Below are 19,501 nucleotides of genomic sequence, written 5' to 3'. Positions count from 1 at the left end.
TGCTCTCCTCTCAACAGATCCGTGGCAGGGGGTCGCCGACGAGCATGTCGACGATTCGGCTGCCGCCGAACGACGTTCGTAGCGCGACGATTCCGTGGGGTTCGGGGACGATCTCGCCGACCACCGCAGCCCGCGTGCCCTGCGGATGGCCGCGCAACGCGGCCACCGCCGCATCGGCTTCGCCGGCGGGCACCACGGCGACGAACTTGCCTTCGTTCGCCACATAGAGCGGGTCGATGCCGAGCATGTCGCACGCCCCGAGCACTTGCGGCAGGACGGGCAGCTTCTCCTCGTCGAGGATCATCGCGAACGGCGCGTCCTTGACGAGTTCGTTGGCCACCGTGCCCACGCCGCCGCGGGTTGCATCGCGCATCCACCGGGTGGACGGCGCCGCGGTCAGGAGAAGCTCGGCGAGTTCGTGTACCGGCGCGGTGTCCGAGGCGATGTCGGCGTCGATGGCCAGGTCGCCGCGCGCCAGCATGACGGCCATCCCGTGCTCGCCGACCGTGCCGGACAGCACGACTTTGTCGCCGGGCTGGACGCTGTCACGGGACAGGCGCCGGCCCTCGGGAATCAATCCCACGCCCGCGGTGCAGATGTAGAGACCGTCGGCGGCCCCCTTGCCGACGACCTTCGTGTCGCCGGTGACGATCTGCACCCCCGCGTTCGACGCGGCTTCGCCCATGTTCGCGACGATTTCGCGCAGCTCGGCGATCGCGAAGCCCTCCTCGATCACGAACGCCGCCGAGAGCCACTGGGGGCGGGCGCCGGAGACGGCCAGGTCGTTGATCGTGCCATGGACCGCGACGTGGCCGATGGAGCCGCCGGGGAAGCGCCGCGGCGACACCACGAAGGAGTCGGTGGAGAAGGCCAGCCGTTCGCCCGACGGCATCCGCACGGCCGCCGCGTCACCGAGTTGTTCGAGTTCGTCGTTGCGGAATGCCTCGAGGAACACCGCGTCGACGAGCGCGGCCGACGACTTGCCGCCCGCGCCGTGCGCGAGCGTCACCACGTCGTCGAGCAGCCGCGGTCGTCGCTGGCGGAACTTGTCGATCCGTTCCAGCACACGGTCTTCGCGTTCGGACGCGCTCGCAGCTCGTGTCATGTGGAATGTGCTCCGTTCAGTGCGCGGGCCGAGTTGGTGTGCAGCTGTTCTTGGACCACCGACCAGAGCCGGTAGCCGAGCATTGCGTGGCTCTCCTGGATGCGGTGGATGCTCTGTGAGTGGACGGTGAAACAGAAGTCGAGGTCGTCGGCGGCCGCCATCCGCCCGCCGTCGTGTCCGGAGAAGCCCACGGTCAGCAGGCCGCGACGCTTGGCCTCGGTGATCGCGGTCATCAGGTCGTCGGAGTTGCCGGACGTGGACAGCGCGACCGCGACGTCGCGGTCGCGGGCGTGGGCGATGATCTGGCGTTTGAAAATCAGCTCGAACCCGACGTCGTTGCCGAGCGCGGTCACCACCGCGTTGTCGGCGGCCAAAGACCATGCGGCGACCGGCCGTCCGCGCGCCGGCCGGCTGAACAGCGAGGCCAACGTTGCGGCGTCGGTGGAACTTCCGCCGTTGCCGAAGGTGTACAACCGCCCGCCGCGGCGAAATCGCTCGGCCATCTGCGAGCCGGCCGCGGTCAACGCGTCACCGTACTCTTCGAGCGAATCTCGTTGCAGCCGAGCGCTTTCGGCCGCCTTAGCGCGGGCCGAGGCCGCGAGATCGTCGAGCAGGCTCGCGGCGTCGGTCTCCTCGGACTCGATGAACGGGTACAGGAAACCGGTGGCATCGGAGTCGGTCATCGGCGCACCTCCTCGGGCTCGACGCGCGAAATGGCCGCGCCGGCATGCAGCAAAACGAGGTCGTCGACCGCGACATCACCGACCAGTGTCACGTCGACCCACTCCTCACCGTCGGCGGTGCGTACCAGCGCCGAGCTGGTCGCATCGAGCGGAGGCGCGAGCACCTCACCGAGTCGCCCCTCGTCGCTGCACGTCACGCAGACCGCGGCGGGCTCTGCGGGTTTGAGCAGTCCCGGATGCTCGAAGCAGACATGGGTGAGCTCCCATAGCAGGTGATACAGCAGCACAAACGCTCCGGTGGCCGGCACCATCGGGTCCTCGATGTCGATCCAGAGGATGTGGTTCGCCGCTCCCGCCGGTGGACGCGGTCCGGACCCGATCCACAGCGTCAGGACGCCCCACGCGCGGGCGCGCCGCATCGCGTCGACGACCGACGGTTCGTTCGCGGAGGCCACCGCGATCAGGAGATCGCCGGGCCGGCTGGCCACCCGCGCCTGCGCGACGGGGTCCGGTTCGACGAGGGCTACCGAGGGAAGTGCCCGCTTGCCCACGATCACCGGATGCACGAACTCGACGGCGATGTGATGGGCGTGCGGCTCCCACTGCGGCGAGATCACCCACAGGGTTGCGCCATCGTTGAACCGGCGAGCCAAATCCAGGGCGGCGGCGGCGAGGTCGGCTGACAGTTCCTCCCCGACATACGGGCGTTGTGCGGTCGTCATGGCGATACTCCCTGTCCGAGGACGGAGTTGACAAGGTCGAGCGTCGTCTGCGTGGCCACTTCGAGGTCGGCGGCCTCCTCCTCGGTCAGTGTCCCGCAGATCCAGTTCCAGTGGGCGGAGACGACCGCGCCGGGTTGCGGAACGGGCGCAAGTGATACCTCGCCCCGCTTCCACGAGATCCGCTCGGTGCGGGAATCGCCCAGCATCAGGCGACCATCCTCGTATTGCAGGGGCCGCGACGCGATCTCCGCCCGGTCGCCGGTCACGGACGTGACGGTGCCCCACCGGATGCGGCAGGCCTGCATGACACCCACGGCGGTGTCGGCGTCGCGCCCGAGGAACTTCACCCAGGGGTAGACGACGAAGACGTGAAAGCTGTGGTGTGCCAGGACATCGGAGGTGGCGGGCACTGTGCCGAGCATCCCGGTGACCTGACCGGTGAACGACGCGCGCAACCGCGCCAGCAGGTGATCGGGATCCACCTTGGACAGCGCCGGACCGCCGATCCAGTAACTGCCAATGACCTCGTCGGCCATCGCGTCGGATGCCCCGACGGCCTCGGCGATGGCGGTCAGATACGGCCAGGCACCGTCGAATTCGCGGGCGTGCGAGGCGAGCCCGGAGGCGCCACCGCAGTCCGCCGGCCCGCAGTAGCCTAGCTCGTTCGGTGGGTAGGCATAGCGGCCGAACAACGTGGAACCGTCCCTGTCGTTCATGATGCGTTCCCCACCAGCAACTGGCCCAATGCGATGCCGCCGTCGTTGGGCGGCACCGTGCGATGGGTCATCGCGTCGATGCCCCTGGCGTGTAGGCCGTTCAGGGTCGACTCGAGGAGCAGGGCGTTCTGGAACACACCGCCGGACAGGGCCACGGGCCGCGACGAATCGGCGTGGATGCATGCAAGCTCGACGATCAGGTCGGCGACCGCGCGGTGGAACCGGGCGCCGATGACGGAGGGCGATATGCTCGCCCGGAGGTCGGCGACGATGGCGTGCAGTATGGGCGCGGGATCGACCACCGCCGTCGAGTCGGATGCGTCGACGGCGAACGTGTATGCGTCTGCGCCGGGTTCGATGCCGCGTGAGATGCCCTCCAGCTCGATGGCGGCCTGCGCCTCGTAGTCGACGACGTGTCGCACGCCGACCAGTGAGGACACCGCGTCGAACAGCCGACCCATGCTGGAGGTCGGCACGCAGCCGAGGCCGATCTCGAGTTGCCGGGCGAGCGCTTGACGCTCGCCGGGCGGGCAGGCCGAAACCGGGGGCAGTTCAGGATCCCACCCGATCCCCGCCGACCACAGGTGTGCCAGGGCCATCCGGTACGGCCGCAGCACGCTGACGTCACCACCGGCGAGGGGCACGTACTTTAGGTGCGCGAGCCGTTGGTAGCCCTTGTAATTGGCCAGCAGCACCTCGCCGCCCCACACCGCACCGTCGGGCCCGTAACCCGTTCCGTCGAAGGCGAACCCGAGCACCTGCGTGGACCCGTCGAGGCCGTGTTCGGCCATCACCGCGGCGATGTGCGCGTGATGATGCTGAACCAATTTGACCGGCCGGTCCGCCGCGTTGCGCCGGGCCCACTCGGTCGAGCGGTACAGCGGATGCGCGTCGGCAACCAGCACCTGCGGCGCGACGGATGTCAGCTCCCGCAGATGGCGTTGCGCGGAATCGAACGCCGACAACGTCGCCAGATCGTCCATGTCACCGATGTGCTGACTCAACCATGCGTACCGGCCGTCCGCGACCGCCATGGTGTTCTTCAGATCGGCGCCGACCGCCAACGTGGGCGGTACCGGCGTCGGCAACGCGACGGGCAACGGCGCGTAGCCACGCGAACGCCGGATCGGCAACTCCGCCGGCTTGTCCGCGCCGTCAAGGGTGATCACCCGCATCACGGAGTCGTCGCAGGGCACCAGGATTTCGCGGTCGTACATGAGCCAGCCGTCGACGATGTGCGAAAGCCTTTCCAGCGCAGTGGCATCGGTGAAGCAGATCGGCTCGCCGGCAAGGTTGCCCGAGGTCATCACCATCGCGGTCGGTCCGGGTTCGTCGCCCGGCAATCCGAACAGCAGCGTGTGCAGCGGGGTGTAGGCCAGCAGAACGCCCAGGTCCGGGTTGTGCGGTGCGACGGCATCGGCGACCGGGGCGTCGCCGCGCCGCGGCATCAACACGATGGGGCGTTGCGGTCCGGTCAGCAACCGCGCCGACGGCGCATCGATCTCGACCAGCTCGCGAGCTGTCGCAAGGTCGGGTGTCATCACCGCGAACGGCTTGTCGCCGCGGCGCTTTCTGGCACGCAACTCGGCGACCGCGTGCTGGTTGTCGGCGTCGCAGGCCAGGTGATAGCCGCCGATGCCCTTGACCGCGAGGATGCCGCCGTCGGCCAGCAACCGGCGTGCGCGCCGCAGCGCGGATTCGCCCGTCATGGTCACGCCCGCGGGGCCGCGGTAGGTCATGGTCGGGCCGCAGCCGCGGCAGCAGACGGGCTGGGCGTGAAACCTGCGGTCGGCGGGATCGTGGTACTCGCGCGCGCAGGCCTCGCACATGTCGAAGCCCGCCATGGTCGTGGCGTGCCGGTCGTAGGGGAGCGAGGCGATGATGGTGAAGCGCGGACCGCAGTTGGTGCAGTTGATGAACGCATGACGGAAGCGTCGGTTGCGCGGGTCGCGTTGTTCGGCGGCGCAGTCGGCGCACATGGCGACGTCGGGTGAGGTCAGCGTGCGGCCGCCGTCGGTGCGCGTGGTGTCGGCGATGACAAAACCCGTCCCGCCCGCCACCGTAAGCGCTTCGGCGTCAAGACTTTCGATCACGGCCAGCGGCGGTGGGTGGTCACGCAACCGAATCAGGAACGCATCGACCTCGGCGGCGTCACCCTCGACGTCGATGAGCGCGCCCGTGCTGTCGTTGCGGACGCTTCCGGTCAGCCCCAGTCCGGCCGCCGTCGTATACACGAAGGGGCGGAAGCCGACCCCCTGAACCACTCCGCGGACCCGGACGCGCAGCCGGCGCCGCGTGCTCATGGCAAATCCCCGAGGTCCGGACCAGGTTCGCCGCTGCCCATCAACTGCAGACCCGCGAGCGCCGCGTCGGCCCCTGCCTTGTCGGTCTTCTCCACCACGAAGCCCATGTGGATGATGACCCAGTCGCCCGGTGCGAACGTCTCCTCGGGGAGCATGCCGACGTTGACCTTGCGGTGCTCACCCGCCACGTCGACGAGGGCCAGCTGATCGCCGTAGCCCTCCAGCATCGTCACGACCCGCCCCGGAATTCCCAGACACACCCGTCAGCCCTCCGCCACCGAGACGCGGGCCAACAGTCCGTCGACCACCTCGCCGATCACCCGGACCGCCTCCGGCACGGCCGCCGCAACGGCATCCGATAGCCCGATACCCTCGTCGATGCGGTCGACTTCGCAGCCGATCACCACGGTGAAGGGCGGGGTGCCGCCGAGCGCGTTGAGGCTGGCGAACACCGCCGCGGGGTCCATCGCGTGCGCATCCAAACCGGTTGCGGACCGGGCGTTGTCGAGGTCGGCCTCGAACACGTGGAGCGTGCCCGGCGTGCCGCGATTCGGGATGGCGTCGACCAGGACCAGGGCGTCGCAGCCGTCGAGCAGGTCGTAGGCGAGGTGCATGCCGCCGATCCCGTAATCGGTGACCGCAACGTGTGGTCCGGCGAGGTCGGCCGGCACGCGGCGCATCACCTCGGGGCCGAAGCCGTCGTCACCGAGGAAGATGTTGCCGAGCCCGGCTACCAGAATTCGGGGGATCAGGACACCTCCCTCGCCGTCACATCCGGCGCATTCTCATGTAGCGCCGCGCATCCGGCACGGAGCGGATGCCCACCACCGCCGCCGCCACGGCCACCACCGCGACGACACCTACCGCGATCCAGCCGATCACTTCCATTGCGGACTCCCTTCAACCAGAGGTTCGACCTCGTCGGGTGCAAAGTACAGGTAGCGGCCGTACCAGTCGTGCAGTTCGGCACCGGGATCGTCCTCGATGACGACGCCGATATGGTGCTCGCCATCGACGTCCTCGTGCACCGAGGTGACGCGCGCGATCTTGTCGGCGTAGAACACGTCCTGCGCGTCGGCCCGCCGGGACGGGTGCAACCGCACACGGCTGCCACGGGCGACGCGAGTGTCGTTGACGAGCACGGCATCCGAGTCCGGCCGCACCGCCGTATCGGCCATCGGGTCCCACCACTCGATGCCGGTCGGGATCTGCGGGATCAGGTCCGGTTCCCCATTGGGCGCATGCGGGTCCCGCAGCACGCCGTGCAGATTGAGCATCGCCTCGGGTGACATCGAGTCGCAGCGATCGATGATCGCCGCGGCGCGTTGATCGGTGGCGCGGGCCTGTGCTTTCTCGTCGTCGGTCATCGTCATGATGCGCAGCGTCAGGATCTCGTCGATCTCGGTCGAGTCGTAGAGCGCACCCTTGCTCTGCTCGGCGATCTCGGGGTGGTCGTAGAGGATGATCGGTGACGCGAGCACGAGATCCCGATGCGGCGCCGGGCCTGCCAGCACCGGAAAGCAGCGGTGCTGGCGGCACCGCGCCACGGCGTCGGAGGCCCCCTCCGGCGGTTCGAGCAGGGAGACGAATTCACCGTCGGCCACCTCCAGCAACAGGTGGGTCCCGATCAGTGATACGGCGATCGCCTCGTCCTTGTCGCCGGCCGGTGCAGCGGTGTTGCATACATCGAACGTGAGTCGCAGCAAGTCACCGTCCTGCTCGGCGGAGATGGCGAGTCGGCCGCTCAGCTCGCGGCGCGTCCGCACCAGCCTGCCGCCCGCGATGGGCTCGATCTCCCTCGCCGAGGGAACCGAGATGTCCAGTGTGGCAGGCAGGCTCATGACCGGGAACGGGTCGATCGGGATCTCGTACTCGACGGCTTCGTCCCAGCTGACCCATGCGTCGGTTCCCGAACGCAGTTCGTCGACCGGTTCGAACCGTCCGCCGCCGGCGTCGCGTTCGACACTGCGGCGCTGCAGCTGCAGAAAGCGCAACACACCGGTGACCATCGGGATGCCGTGCGGGGTCAACAGAACCTGGGTGGACAGCGAGGCGTCTTCGCCGATGGCGGCCTCCGCGGCGCCGCTCGGTCCGAGAACGCCGAATTGCCAACGGGACTGGTTCTTGCGCGAGCTGGCGCGGTAGGGGTACAGCAGGTAACCCTCGTAGAGCACCGCGTCCGCGACGGCTCGGGCGTGATCCCAGTCTGCGGTCATCGAATCTCCTCAGCGGTGTGAACGGCCAGTAGCGAGGTGATCGCGTCGTCGTAACCCAGAAGGCCGCGGGCTGATTTGAACTCCGACAGCGCAGCGATGGTGTCGTGACCCAGCCGCAGCCAACCCGTGTTGGGGTAGTGCACGCGCATTAGGTCACGCCACGTCGACACGGGCATGTCGTAGCGGTCCTCGCGATCCCAGGGAACCTGCTGCACGCGCAGGTTCTTCTCACCGCGGGTGAAAATTGTTCCACTGAAAAGGAATTGGAGCGGAATCGTGCCGTCATGCAGTGCATGGAAGTATTTCGCCGCCGTCACCTCGAGGTCGTAGGTGCACTCGAGCGGCAGGTCGACCTGCGTGGTTCCGGTGAATCCCGGCACCATGGTGCTGGCATGTTGCCAGAGGAAGTTGTGTTGTGTGGTGTCCCAGCGTTCGCGGGGGCCGAACAGGTCGAGCAGTCCGAGCGCCTCGTCATCGGAGTATCGGCGACGCAACGGTTCGATGCGAACCTGGCAGCGCAGCGCGATGGCGTGCACGGGGTCGTCACCGTCGGAAGCGATACCGATCCGGGCGGTGAGCACCGGTGTGACCGCGTACGGTTCGGCGCGGATGTCGAGCACGGCGAAGGTCAGCTCTGGCACGGCGCCACCACCTTCGCCCGGTTACGCACGTGCTCGAAGAAGTCCTGAACGTATTCGCGCACCTGCTGGCCGCCGTCGAATCCGCGCCACAGCCGGCGCAGCCTGCCGACGAACTCGTAGCAGGCGTCGATGGGCACCAGAAAGCATTCCGGATCTTGGCTGTCGTCGTCGGGCACCAGCACGAGCAGGGCCTCGGTGTCGTCGGCGAGCAGGTCCACCCGCGGGTCCGCCGCACGCACACCGTCCCACGCGGAGAGGTCCAGTTCGGACTCGGTCGCGCCCGCCGGCCCGGGATAGAAGGCGGCCATGCGATCCAGGCTCGAGTTGCGGAAAAAGAACGCCAGCGCGACCGGGATCTGAAGACGCTGCCAATCCCGGCGGTCCATCCCGAATCCCGGGAAGGACAACCAGCGGTCGGGGACCGCGCGATAGCGGAGCGCGGCCCTGGTGTCGGTGAACAGCAGATAACAGCCGCGGCACACGCACATCAGCGCCCGCGCTTCGACATTCACGACGTGCTGGTGCTCATCGGCGATCGTTTCGGTGCACATCTCACAGCGTTCACCGGCGGGCGCGGGGACCCCGCGGTTGGCCCGGATCATCGCGAGCACGTCGTACGCGCTGGTCATGCCACACCCGCCTCGGTGGGCTGCGCGGCCATCGCGATCGACAACACGCCGTCGCGCGCCAGCAGCGGGATCGGCTCCAGGTGAGCGAGCGGGTCGGCTCCCTCGTCGACGCAGGCCCCGGCGTGCACGACGTCGAAATGGGCGTGGCAGCGCGGGCAGCGCAGCACCGCATCGCCGGGGGGAGACCCCATGCGGCGGTGTAGCGCGGCCCCGGCCAGCGACTCGCGGCAGACACCGCAGCGGTCGCGATAGGCGAACATTTCGTCGCCGATGCGGCACGCCAGCACGGTGGTTCCCGCCACCGAGAATCCGCCGACCTCGCCGGGCGTCAGGTCCGCGAATTCGGGCACGTGGTGCCACGACGCATGCCTGGGCGCGCGCTGCTGGACGCGGCTGAAGAGCGTCGCCGGCGGAATCACCGTCGGGCTCGACGGCGGCGCGACCACCTCGATCGCGGTGACTTCCGGAGCCGCCGCCCGGACGGCGTCCTCGACGGTCAACTCCAGGGTGACCGCCGACGAGGGGCAGCTCTTGCAGCTGCCAGAGAATTGCAGGCGAACGGTGAATCCGTCTGGGACGTGGACTGTTTCGAGGAGTGCCACGTCGCCGCCGTGCGAGCCGAGATACGGCCGGACCCTGTCGAGGGCATCCTCGACGCGCCGATGGATGTCGTGCGGGTGCAACCCGTGGACGAGCAGCAGGCTGGCGACGAGGTCATCGCCGGCCAGTCGTTCGGCCAGCGTGGCGTCGGCGCTCACCGCGATCCGCAGGATCCGTTCGAGTGCGGCGCCGTAGAGGTCGGTCACCTCACCGACGAGTTGGACCGCGCGCTCGTGCGCGGCGGGGCCGCCCGCGGCGGACGCGTCAAGCAGGGCCTGTATTCGGTCGCCCGCCGTACGCCACTGCGCGTCGTCTCGGATCGGCGGGGCCATTCCCTATTCCCCGGTGACGGTCTGGGTGGGGGAGTGCAGCAGGTCGAGTGACTTCCCCTTACCCAGGTACATGTGCACGCCGCACGGCAGACACGGGTCGAAACTGCGCACCGTGCGCATGACGTCGATGCCCTTGAAATGCTCCCTGTCGTTCTCCTCGAAGATGGGCTGGCCTTGGACCGCGTCCTCGTAGGGTCCCGGTGTGCCGTAGCTGTCCCGGGGGTTGGCGTTCCACGGCGTCGGCGGATAGGGGTGATAGTTCGCGATCTTGCCGTCGCGAATCACCATGTGGTGGCTGAGGACTCCGCGGACCGCCTCGGTGAACCCACAGCCGATGCCTTCGTCGGGCACCTCGAACTTCTCCCAGGTCTTGGTCCGGCCGGCTCGAATCTCGGTCAACGCCTTCTCCGCGAAGTGCAGGGCGCAGGCGGCCGCGTAGGCCTGGAAATACGTCCTGGCGCGGTTGCGTTCGAGGGTGTTGCTGCCGTACTGCGGGATCCTCCACTCGAGTTCGACCGGACCCTTTAGGGCCGTCTTGGGCAGGTTGATCTGCACGCTCTGGCCGGTCGCCTTCACATAGCCGATGTCGACCAGTCCGGCGAGTGCGGTGGACCACAGCCGCGCCAACGGACCGCCGCCGGTGTCGAGCGCCAGGTGATCCGTGCCGTCGAACCAGCGCGGCGCCATCACCCAGCTGTAGTTGCCGTCGAAGTCGCGTTTCTGCGGCCGGGGATTGGTGTGCTGGTTCCAGGGATGGCGCCGGTCGATCGGATTGCCGAGGGGATCGGTCTTGACGAACATCTCCTGGTCGGTCCAGTCGTCGTAGTACGAGTGGCCCAACAGGATTCGGATGCCGAGGTTGATGTCGACCAGCGAGTGGGTGTGCAGCTTCCCGTCGATCACCACACCGGGCGTGACGAACATCGCGTCGCCCCAACGCTCCATGTCCTTGTACTCGAAGTTGCACACCTCGGGGTCCTGGAACGAGCCCCAGCAGCCCAGCAGCGTGCGGCGCAAGCCGACCTGGTCGTAGCCGGGAAGCGCTTCGTAGAAGAAGTCGAAGAGGTCGTCGTGCATGGGCACGACCTTCTTCATGAACTCGACGTAGCGCATCAGCCGCGTCATGTAGTCGGTCATCAACTGGACCGTCGCGGTGGTACCGATACCGCCGGGATACAGCGTCGACGGATGGACGTGTCGACCCTCCATGAGGCAGAACATCTCTCGCGTCCACCGACTGACCTGCAGGGCCTCGCGGTAGAATTCGCCGGTGAAAGGATTGAGCGCACGCATGATCTCGGCGATCGTGCGGTAGCCGTGCATGTCCGCATGCGGGGCCTGGGTGTTCTCCGCCTTGGCCAGCACACTGGGATTGGTCTCGGAGACCATCTTCTCGCAGTAGTCGACGCCGACCAGGTTCTCCTGGAAGATGTTGTGGTCGAACATGTACTCGGCGGCTTCACCGAGGTTGATCAGCCACTCGCCGAGATGTGGCGGCTTGACACCGTAGGCCATGTTCTGGCAGTAGCACGAGCACGTCGCATGGTTGTCACCGCAGATGCCGCAGATGCGGCTCGTGATGAAGTGCGCGTCGCGAGGATCCTTGCCCTTCATGAAGATCGAGTAACCGCGGAAGATCGACGAGGTGCTGTGACACTCGACGACCTCGCGATTGTCGAAGTCGATCTTGGTGTAGATGCCGAGGCTACCGACGATCCGGGTGATGGGATCCCACGCCATCTCCACCAGTTGGCCGGGGTCGCGCTTCACGTGTGACGGCTCGGGGATGATGGTTGTCATCGAACTCTTCTCTTTCTTCAGATGAGAAGCGTCACAGGACATTTCGGAGACCGAAAGCACGCCTGCGCGCCCTCCGACGAGCCACACCTACCAGGTGCGGGTCGCTCCGGTCGTGAGTTGCGTGCCGCGATGGCGCCACTTCGGCTCTTTGTCGACGGTGCGGCCGGTGATATGGCGCAGGCTGCGGATCACCGACCCGTACAGGCCCGACGCCGCGGTGGACACCTTGCCACCGGGGGGTTCGTCCATGAACGGCATGAATTTGTCGGGGAATCCGGGCATGGTGCAGCCGATGCATATGCCACCCACGTTCGGGCAGCCGCCGATTCCGTTGATCCAGCCGCGCTTGGGTACGTTGCACTTGACGACCGGACCCCAGCAACCCAGTTTGACAATGCATTTCGGCGATCCGTACTCGGTCGCGAAATCGCCCTGTTCGTAGTACCCGGCTCGGTCACAACCCTCGTGCACGGTTGCGCCGAACAGCCACTGGGGCCGTAGCGCATCGTCGAGGGGGATCATCGGAGCCTGATCCGTGGCCATGTACAGCAGGTAGGTCAGCGTCTCGGCGAGGTTGTCGGGTTGGATCGGACATCCCGGTACGCAGACGATCGGAATGCCGGCCTTGGTCTTCCAGTCCCAGCCGAGGTAGTCCGGGACACCCATGGCGCCGGTGGGATTGCCCGCCATCGCGTGGATGCCGCCGTAGGTGGCGCACGTTCCGACCGCGACGACGGCAGTGGCCTTGGGCGCCAGCCGATCCAGCCACTCGCTGGTGGTCATCGGTTGGCCGGTGGCCGGATCGTTGCCGAATCCGCACCAGTAGCCTTCGGCCTTGATCTTCTCGTTCGGGATGGACCCCTCGACGACCAGAACGAATGGTTCCAGTTCACCCCGGTCGGCCTTGAAGAACCATTCGAGAAAATCGTCGGCGCCACCGTTCGGCCCGCACTCGAAATCGATCAGGGGCCAATGGACGGCGATTCTGGGCAGCCCGGGAAGAGCGCCGAGGGCGATCTCCTCGATGCTGGGCTGGGTGGCGGCAGTCAACGCCACCGAATCTCCGTCACAACTCAATCCGGCGTTGATCCACAGGACGTGGATCAAGGCCTCTTCCGCTTTGACTGCTGCCTCCGTTGGCATAGGTCACAGCTTCCTGGGGGCCGGGCTGGGGCCCTCACGACCGGGAGCCGGGCTGGGGCTCCCAACTTCACGTTGTGCCGCGGCGCCGAATTCCGGCGCTGAGTCTGGGTTTACTCCGGGGGTTATATCTTGTCAACGGGTGCGAGCGCAGAAGCCGAGTTCGCGCAATCGTCGATCCAGTCGTACCACCGCGCGACACCGTCGCCGGTGGCGGCCGACATGGTCAGTATCTGCGCGCCTGGGTTCAGCGAGCGTACGTGGTCGCGGCATTTCTCAAGATCGAAAGCGACATACGGCAGCAGGTCGGTCTTGTTCACGATCACCAGTCCCGCCGCGGCGAACATGTGTGGATACTTCAGCGGCTTGTCGTCGCCCTCCGTCACCGAGATCACGACGACTTTGCTGCGCTCACCCAGATCGAACAGAGCGGGGCAGACGAGGTTGCCGACGTTCTCGATGAACAGAAGCGACCCCGGCTCGGGGTCGAGGGTCTCCAGTGCCCGTTGCACCATGGTGGCGTCGAGATGGCAGCCCGCGCCGGTGTTGACCTGTACGGCCCGCGCTCCCGCGGCCCTGATGCGTTCGGCGTCCAGCAGCGTCTCCTGATCGCCTTCGATGACCGCGACCGGGCGATCCGGGTGCAGATCGCGGATGGCGCGTTCCAGAAGGGTGGTCTTACCGGCGCCCGGCGAGCTGGTGAGGTTGAGCGCCAGGATGTTGCGGGCGGCCAGCCATGCGCGGTTCCGTTCGGCGAGCTCGTCGTTCTTGGCGAGCACCTTCTGCTCGAGCGTGATGGTCTCGGTGTGGACGTGTTCGCCTTCGTGGAGATGGTCATGCTCGTGAGGGTGGAGGTGGGTGTGTCCCGGCGTGGTGATGGTCGCACCGTCGTCGCCGCAGCCGCAGGTCGCGCACATGCTCAACTCACCTCCATCGAGAGAATCCTCAGATCCCGACCGGCGGTCACCTCGACATCGGCACTGCCGCAGGGACACAACAGAATCAGATCGGGTAGTTCGAAGCTTTGGCCGCAGGTGTGACAGCGCGCCGCGCCGGGTTGCACATCGAGGTCCAGGCGCGCGCCGTCGGCGACGGTGCCCGCGGTGGCGAGTTCGAAGCAGAACCGCATCGAGTCCGGTACGACGGCGCACAGCGCGCCGACCTCCAGCTTGACGCAGTGCACCCGGCGTCCCGCGGCGTGCTCGCACACCGCATCGACCACACTCTGCGTTATCGCCATCTCGTGCACGCGGACCCCGTTTCGGCCGGGATGACTTCACGATAGGCCGCGCGGCGCCCGCAGGAGCGGCCTATTCGACACGCAGCCCATCCCACGGCGTGTCTCACTTGAGTCGAACAGGTGTTCGTCTACTGTGGGCAGTGTTCGACGGCTAGATGCTGCTGGTCCGGCCGACTTGTCACAGAACTTGTCGGTGGCTGCCTCTAGCGTCACGGCCAACTGATCGAAACCGATCACCGAACAGCTAGACATCCGAAGGACGGAGACCACCATGGCGCAGGCACCCGACCGCGAGAAGGCCCTCGAGCTGGCACTCGCGCAGATCGACAAGAACTTCGGCAAGGGGTCGGTGATGCGGCTCGGCGAAGAGGTCCGCCAGCCGATCTCGGTCATCCCGACCGGTTCGATCGCCCTGGACGTGGCCCTCGGCATCGGCGGCCTGCCGCGGGGCAGGGTCATCGAGATCTACGGCCCGGAGTCCTCGGGTAAGACCACCGTCGCCCTGCACGCCGTCGCGAACGCGCAGGCCGCCGGCGGGATTGCCGCGTTCATCGACGCCGAGCACGCGCTGGATCCCGAGTACGCCAAGAAGCTCGGGGTGGACACCGACGCGCTGCTGGTCAGCCAGCCCGACACCGGTGAGCAGGCGCTGGAGATCGCCGACATGCTGATCCGTTCGGGCGCGCTGGACATCCTGGTCATCGACTCGGTGGCGGCGCTGGTGCCCCGCGCCGAGATCGAGGGGGAGATGGGCGACAGCCACGTCGGCCTGCAGGCCCGGCTGATGAGCCAGGCGCTGCGCAAGATGACCGGCGCGTTGAGCAACTCGGGCACCACCGCGATCTTCATCAACCAGCTCCGCGAAAAAATCGGTGTGATGTTCGGGTGTTTTGCCTATGGCACCCGGGTGCAGTTGGCCGACGGCACCACCGAGAAGATCGGCAAGATCGTCAACCAGAAGATGGACGTTGAGGTCATGTCCTATGACCCGGACACCGATCAGGTTGTGCCCCGCAAGGTGGTGAACTGGTTCAACAACGGTCCCGCCGAGCAATTTCTTCAGTTCACCGTCGAGAAGTCGGGCGGCAACGGCAAATCGCAGTTCGCGGCTACCCCGAACCACCTGATCCGCACTCCCGCCGGCTGGACGGAAGCGGGCGACCTCGTCGCCGGTGATCGAGTGATGGCCGCGGAGCCGCATCGACTCAGCGATCAGCAGTTTCAGGTCGTACTCGGGTCTTTGATGGGCGATGGCAACCTGTCGCCGAATCGCCGGGACCGTAATGGGGTTCGCTTTAGAATGGGCCACGGCGCCAAGCAGGTCGACTATTTGCAGTGGAAGACAGCGCTTCTGGGCAATATCAAGCACTCGACCCACGTAAATGACAAGGGCGCAACGTTCGTCGACTTCACCCCGCTGCCCGAGTTGGCTGAACTGCAGCGGGCGGTGTATCTCGGTGACGGTAAGAAGTTCTTATCCGAGGAGTACCTCAAGGCGCTCACTCCGCTGGCGCTTGCTATCTGGTACATGGATGACGGGACGTTCACCGTCCGTTCCAAGGGGCTGCAGGAGCGCACCGCGGGTGGCAGCGGGCGTATCGAGATTTGTGTCGAGGCCATGAGTGAGGGCACTCGGATCCGGCTGCGTGATTATCTGCGCGATACACACGGTCTGGACGTACGGTTGCGGCTGTCCGGTGCGGCCGGAAAGTCGGTGCTGGTGTTCTCCACCGCGTCCAGCGCGAAGTTTCAGGAATTGGTGGCCCCGTACATCACGCCCTCGATGGAGTACAAGTTGCTGCCTCGGTTCCGCGGTCAGGGCGCGGTAACACCGCAGTTCGTCGAGCCCACGCAGCGGTTGGTTCCGGCGCGAGTCCTCGATGTCCACGTCAAGCCACATACTCGATCGATGAATCGATTCGACATCGAGGTCGAGGGTAACCACAACTATTTCGTCGACGGCGTCATGGTGCACAATTCGCCCGAAACCACAACGGGCGGAAAGGCTTTGAAGTTCTACGCCTCGGTCCGGATGGATGTCAGGCGGATCGAGACCCTCAAGGACGGCACCGACGCGGTCGGTAACCGCACCCGGGTCAAGGTCGTCAAGAACAAGGTGTCGCCGCCGTTCAAGCAGGCCGAGTTCGACATCCTCTACGGCAAGGGCATCAGCAAGGAAGGCTCACTCATCGACATGGGTGTCGAGCAGGGCTTCATCCGCAAGTCCGGCTCGTGGTTCACCTACGAAGGTGAGCAGTTGGGCCAGGGCAAGGAGAACGCCCGCAACTTCCTGCTCGAGAACGTCGAGGTGGCCAACGAGATCGAAAAGAAGATCAAAGAGAAGCTCGGCATTGGCGCCGTGGTGACCGATGACGAAGTCCTGCCCGCCCCCGTCGACTTCTGAGGCCTCGCGCGAGGAGCAGGCGCGAAATGTGTGTCTGCGTCTGCTCACCGCGCGAGCGCGCACTCGGGCCGAACTGGCCGGCCAGCTCACCAAGCGTGGATACCCAGACGACGTCAGCGAAAAGGTGCTCGACCGGCTCGAACAAGTCGGCCTCGTTGATGACGCTAATTTCGCCGAACAGTGGGTCCGATCCCGGCGGGTGAACGCCGGAAAAGGCAGGCGCGCGTTGATTGCCGAGCTACGGACCAAAGGCGTCGACACGGACATCATCGAGGCGACGCTGGCCGACGACGAACCCGGTGCCGAACGCGCCCGCGCCGAGCGACTCGTGGCCGACAAGCTGCGCCGCGAAAAGCTGGCCGATGGCGACGACGCCAAGCTGGCCCGTCGGCTCGTCGGGATGCTCGCCCGGCGCGGCTACAACCAAACGATGGCGTTCGACGTCGTCAAGGTCGCTTTGGCCAACGAACGCGAGCGTCGCCAGGTCTAGGACTCCAGACCGTGGTCGAGAAGTCGAGTCCTCGGCGCACGTAGCGTGGCCGGTTGCAAGGAAATAGCCGACCGCGTAAGCATTTTGCATGCAGTTGTCCGTCAAGCTGGCGCCCACCTTCGACTACCCGGTCCTCGAGCGGTTCTGGCGGACCGCCGACGACCTCGGATTCCCGGCGGTGTGGAACTACGACCACTTCTACGGCCTGGTCGATCCCACGACGCCGACCCACGAGGGGTGGACCAGTCTCGCCGCGATGGCGGTCGTCGTGCGGCGCGCCCGCGTGGGCTGCCTGGTCAGCGGTGTCACCTATCGCAACCCCGCGGTGCTGGCGAAGATGGCCGTCACCGTGGACCACATCTCCGGCGGGCGACTGGACTTCGGTCTCGGGGCCGGCTGGCACGAGGCCGAGCACCGCGGTTACGGGATCGACTTTCCGCCGCCGGGACAGCGGGTCGCGATGGTCGACGAGGCGCTGACGGTCATCCGCAGGCTGTGGACCGAGGAGACGGTCGACTTCATCGGCCGTTTCTTCACGCTGCAGCAGGCGCTCTGCGATCCCAAGCCGCTCCAACGTCCGCATCCGCCGATCGTCGTTGGCGCGTCGCAGCCGAAGATGTTGCGCGTCGCGGCACGCCACGCCGACGAATGGAACATGCCGAGTACCTCGCCCCAGGAATGGGCGGCCGCCAGCCACGGTCTCGACGAGGCGTGCGCGGCCGAAAGCCGTGACCCAGCGTCGATCCGACGGGGCGTGCAGTTGTTCCTGCATCCGGAGCAGCCCGATCAGGTCGACGCCCAGCTGGACTCCCTGGCCGATTACGGCCGACTCGGCTGCCAGCACGTCGTGTTGTCCTTCTATCAGCCGCCCGACGACGAGTTGCTGGCCCGATGCGCGGAACTGGCCTGATCACACGGCTTTAGCGCCAGGTGCGCCCTCCTGCTCGACGGCCTCGGTCTCAAGCGGCGTCGGACCACGACGCGAACGCCGCATCCGCGCTTCCACCCGGGTCGCCACCCAGGACAGCGTGAAGTTCACGGTGATGATCAACAACGCGACCACGATCAGCGCTGGCAGCAGATTGCTGTAGGCGGTACCCATCTGCACGCCCTGGCGCACGAGTTCGAGGAACGTGATGATGTAGCCGATCGCGGTGTCCTTGAGGACGACGACGAGTTGCGAGATCAGCACCGGCAGCATCGACGTGATCGCCTGCGGCAACAGGATCGAGCGCATCGTCTGGCCCCACGTCATGCCGAGGGCATAGGCCGCCTCCGACTGGCCGCGGGGCAGGGCGTGGACGCCGGCGCGCACGATCTCGGCGATGACTGCGCCGTTGTAGAGCGTCAGCCCGGTGATGACCGCGGCGAGCGCCAGATGCCTGGACGGGAACATGTCGTAGGCGGCGTACAGCGCGAACGCGAACAGCATCATGATCAGAACCGGTACGGCACGGAAGAATTCGACGATGACCGCGCACGGCCACCGAAGCAGGCCGTGTGTCGAGAGTCGGCCCACACCGAGCAGCAGACCGAGTATCAGCGCCAGCACGATCGACACCGCCGCGGCGGTCAACGTGCCTTGCACGCCGGGCAGTACGTACGTCCTCCACAGGTCGGCCGTCAGGAACGGCTTCCATTTGGCCGCCGTGAGCTGATCCTTGGCCGCCATCTGCACGAGCACCGCGACCAGGACCAGCGCGGTGACGACGATGACGATCGCCGCCACGAACCAGTTACGAACCCGCGCCCGCGGTCCCGGAGCGTCGAAGAGGACAGAAGCCGAACTCATCGGTTGACCGCCATCCGTTTGCCGAGCCAGCCGAAGAACAGTCCGGTCGGCAGTGTGAGGACGACGAAGCCGGCTGCGAAGATCGCACCGATGGTGAGGATCGCCGCTGTGTTCTCGATCATCTCCTTCATCAGCAACGCCGCCTCGGCCACGCCGATCGCCGAGGCGATCGTGGTGTTCTTGGTCAAGGCGATCAATACCGACCCCAGCGGAATGATCACGGCTCGAAAAGCCTGTGGCATCAGGATGAGCCGCAGATTCTGCCCGAATGTCAACCCCAACGACCGCGCCGCCTCGGCCTGGCCCAGCGGCACGGTGTTCACCCCGGAGCGCACCGTCTCACATACGAATGCCGCGGTGTACAGCGCCAGGCCGAGCACCGCCAGACGAAAGTTGCTGTCTTCGATGGACGTACGCGAGTTCGGGTCGACCAGCGTGATCCCCATGGTCCCGGCCAACCCGAACGAGCAGAACAGGATGATCAGCGTCAGCGGCGTATTGCGCACCACGTTGACGTATGTCGTTCCGAGCCAACGCAGCACCGGCACCGGTGCCAGCCGCATCGCGGCCAGCACCGTGCCGAGCACCAGCGCGCCGATGCCGGAGTAGACCGTCAGCTGGATGGTCGTCCAGAACGCCTCGACGATCTGGCCGACGGTGTAGCCGGGGAGAACCTCCACATGACCTC

General features: G+C 66.6%; 21 protein-coding genes. 3 read left to right on the top strand and 18 right to left on the bottom strand.

The window, feature by feature from the left end; translation table 11 throughout:
* Window positions 1-10 precede the first annotated feature (10 nt).
* From hypE to RMCN_RS14900, 16 genes are all read right to left on the bottom strand, one after another.
* Window positions 11-1,105 (bottom strand): hydrogenase expression/formation protein HypE, encoded by a 1,095-nt coding sequence (hypE, locus tag RMCN_RS14970; protein ID WP_067390446.1) that lies wholly within the window; start codon window positions 1,103-1,105, stop codon window positions 11-13.
* Window positions 1,102-1,788 (bottom strand): D-sedoheptulose-7-phosphate isomerase, encoded by a 687-nt coding sequence (locus tag RMCN_RS14965; protein WP_064415899.1) that lies wholly within the window; start codon window positions 1,786-1,788, stop codon window positions 1,102-1,104. Before RMCN_RS14965 ends, hypE begins: the two co-directional genes overlap by 4 nt.
* Window positions 1,785-2,510: a HypC/HybG/HupF family hydrogenase formation chaperone gene (locus RMCN_RS14960; RefSeq protein ID WP_064415898.1), complete on the bottom strand. Its 726-nt coding sequence runs from the start codon at window positions 2,508-2,510 to the stop codon at window positions 1,785-1,787. Before RMCN_RS14960 ends, RMCN_RS14965 begins: the two co-directional genes overlap by 4 nt.
* The gene (locus tag RMCN_RS14955; protein WP_064415897.1) at window positions 2,507-3,226 is read right to left on the bottom strand and encodes a DUF6390 family protein; all 720 of its coding nucleotides are present in this window, start codon (window positions 3,224-3,226) and stop codon (window positions 2,507-2,509) included. Before RMCN_RS14955 ends, RMCN_RS14960 begins: the two co-directional genes overlap by 4 nt.
* The gene (gene hypF, locus RMCN_RS14950) at window positions 3,223-5,529 is read right to left on the bottom strand and encodes a carbamoyltransferase HypF (protein ID WP_067390443.1); all 2,307 of its coding nucleotides are present in this window, start codon (window positions 5,527-5,529) and stop codon (window positions 3,223-3,225) included. The genes RMCN_RS14955 and hypF overlap by 4 nt, the downstream gene beginning before the upstream one ends.
* Window positions 5,526-5,789 carry a HypC/HybG/HupF family hydrogenase formation chaperone gene (locus tag RMCN_RS14945; protein ID WP_067390440.1) on the bottom strand — a complete coding sequence of 88 codons (264 nt, stop codon included), beginning with the start codon at window positions 5,787-5,789 and terminating at the stop codon, window positions 5,526-5,528. Before RMCN_RS14945 ends, hypF begins: the two co-directional genes overlap by 4 nt.
* A 3-nt stretch (window positions 5,790-5,792) precedes the next feature.
* On the bottom strand, window positions 5,793-6,281 hold the full coding sequence (locus tag RMCN_RS14940; protein ID WP_110765840.1) for a hydrogenase maturation protease: 489 nt from the start codon (window positions 6,279-6,281) through the stop codon (window positions 5,793-5,795).
* Between the two features lie 16 nt (window positions 6,282-6,297).
* Entirely contained in the window at window positions 6,298-6,417 is a 120-nt protein-coding gene (locus tag RMCN_RS32105; protein WP_407937620.1) for a DUF6893 family small protein, read from the bottom strand.
* A complete protein-coding gene (locus tag RMCN_RS14935) occupies window positions 6,408-7,745 on the bottom strand; it encodes a hypothetical protein (protein ID WP_067390435.1) in 1,338 nt (445 codons plus the stop codon). Before RMCN_RS14935 ends, RMCN_RS32105 begins: the two co-directional genes overlap by 10 nt.
* Window positions 7,742-8,386, bottom strand: a complete 645-nt coding sequence (locus RMCN_RS14930; protein ID WP_064350948.1) for a DUF6084 family protein — start codon at window positions 8,384-8,386, stop codon at window positions 7,742-7,744. The genes RMCN_RS14935 and RMCN_RS14930 overlap by 4 nt, the downstream gene beginning before the upstream one ends.
* The gene (locus tag RMCN_RS14925) at window positions 8,374-9,015 is read right to left on the bottom strand and encodes a DUF5947 family protein (protein WP_064415892.1); all 642 of its coding nucleotides are present in this window, start codon (window positions 9,013-9,015) and stop codon (window positions 8,374-8,376) included. The genes RMCN_RS14930 and RMCN_RS14925 overlap by 13 nt, the downstream gene beginning before the upstream one ends.
* Entirely contained in the window at window positions 9,012-9,947 is a 936-nt protein-coding gene (locus tag RMCN_RS14920) for a NifU-related iron-sulfur-binding protein (RefSeq protein WP_064415891.1), read from the bottom strand. Before RMCN_RS14920 ends, RMCN_RS14925 begins: the two co-directional genes overlap by 4 nt.
* Window positions 9,948-9,950: 3 nt before the next feature.
* Complete coding sequence (locus RMCN_RS14915) at window positions 9,951-11,747, bottom strand: nickel-dependent hydrogenase large subunit (RefSeq protein ID WP_064415926.1); 1,797 nt, start codon at window positions 11,745-11,747, stop codon at window positions 9,951-9,953.
* Window positions 11,748-11,834: 87 nt separating this feature from the next.
* Complete coding sequence (locus tag RMCN_RS14910; RefSeq protein WP_064350945.1) at window positions 11,835-12,890, bottom strand: NADH-quinone oxidoreductase subunit B family protein; 1,056 nt, start codon at window positions 12,888-12,890, stop codon at window positions 11,835-11,837.
* A gap of 122 nt (window positions 12,891-13,012) precedes the next feature.
* On the bottom strand, window positions 13,013-13,804 hold the full coding sequence (hypB, locus tag RMCN_RS14905) for a hydrogenase nickel incorporation protein HypB (protein WP_067390432.1): 792 nt from the start codon (window positions 13,802-13,804) through the stop codon (window positions 13,013-13,015).
* A 2-nt stretch (window positions 13,805-13,806) separates the two neighbouring features.
* Window positions 13,807-14,136, bottom strand: a complete 330-nt coding sequence (locus tag RMCN_RS14900) for a hydrogenase maturation nickel metallochaperone HypA/HybF (RefSeq protein ID WP_064350943.1) — start codon at window positions 14,134-14,136, stop codon at window positions 13,807-13,809.
* Between the two features lie 262 nt (window positions 14,137-14,398).
* Here RMCN_RS14900 and recA point away from each other — a divergent pair, with 262 nt between their 5' ends.
* From recA to RMCN_RS14885, 3 genes are all read left to right on the top strand, one after another.
* Window positions 14,399-16,531 carry an intein-containing recombinase RecA gene (recA, locus tag RMCN_RS14895; protein ID WP_064402444.1) on the top strand — a complete coding sequence of 711 codons (2,133 nt, stop codon included), beginning with the start codon at window positions 14,399-14,401 and terminating at the stop codon, window positions 16,529-16,531.
* Complete coding sequence (gene recX / locus RMCN_RS14890; RefSeq protein WP_064402443.1) at window positions 16,497-17,021, top strand: recombination regulator RecX; 525 nt, start codon at window positions 16,497-16,499, stop codon at window positions 17,019-17,021. The genes recA and recX overlap by 35 nt, the downstream gene beginning before the upstream one ends.
* A gap of 88 nt (window positions 17,022-17,109) precedes the next feature.
* Entirely contained in the window at window positions 17,110-17,931 is an 822-nt protein-coding gene (locus tag RMCN_RS14885; protein WP_064402441.1) for a TIGR03560 family F420-dependent LLM class oxidoreductase, read from the top strand.
* Here the strand turns inward: RMCN_RS14885 and RMCN_RS14880 are convergent, their stop codons facing one another.
* Both RMCN_RS14880 and RMCN_RS14875 read right to left on the bottom strand, forming a co-directional pair.
* Window positions 17,932-18,813, bottom strand: coding sequence for an amino acid ABC transporter permease (locus RMCN_RS14880; protein WP_067390429.1), 882 nt, complete (start codon window positions 18,811-18,813; stop codon window positions 17,932-17,934).
* Entirely contained in the window at window positions 18,810-19,493 is a 684-nt protein-coding gene (locus RMCN_RS14875) for an amino acid ABC transporter permease (protein WP_064415889.1), read from the bottom strand. The genes RMCN_RS14880 and RMCN_RS14875 overlap by 4 nt, the downstream gene beginning before the upstream one ends.
* Window positions 19,494-19,501 lie beyond the last annotated feature (8 nt).

It is taken from the genome of Mycolicibacterium novocastrense (assembly GCF_001570485.1).
GTDB classification, from domain to species: Bacteria; Actinomycetota; Actinomycetes; order Mycobacteriales; family Mycobacteriaceae; genus Mycobacterium; species Mycobacterium novocastrense.
The sequence above is the reverse complement of the archived record's forward strand: the minus strand, read 5'-3'. Positions and strand labels throughout refer to the sequence as shown.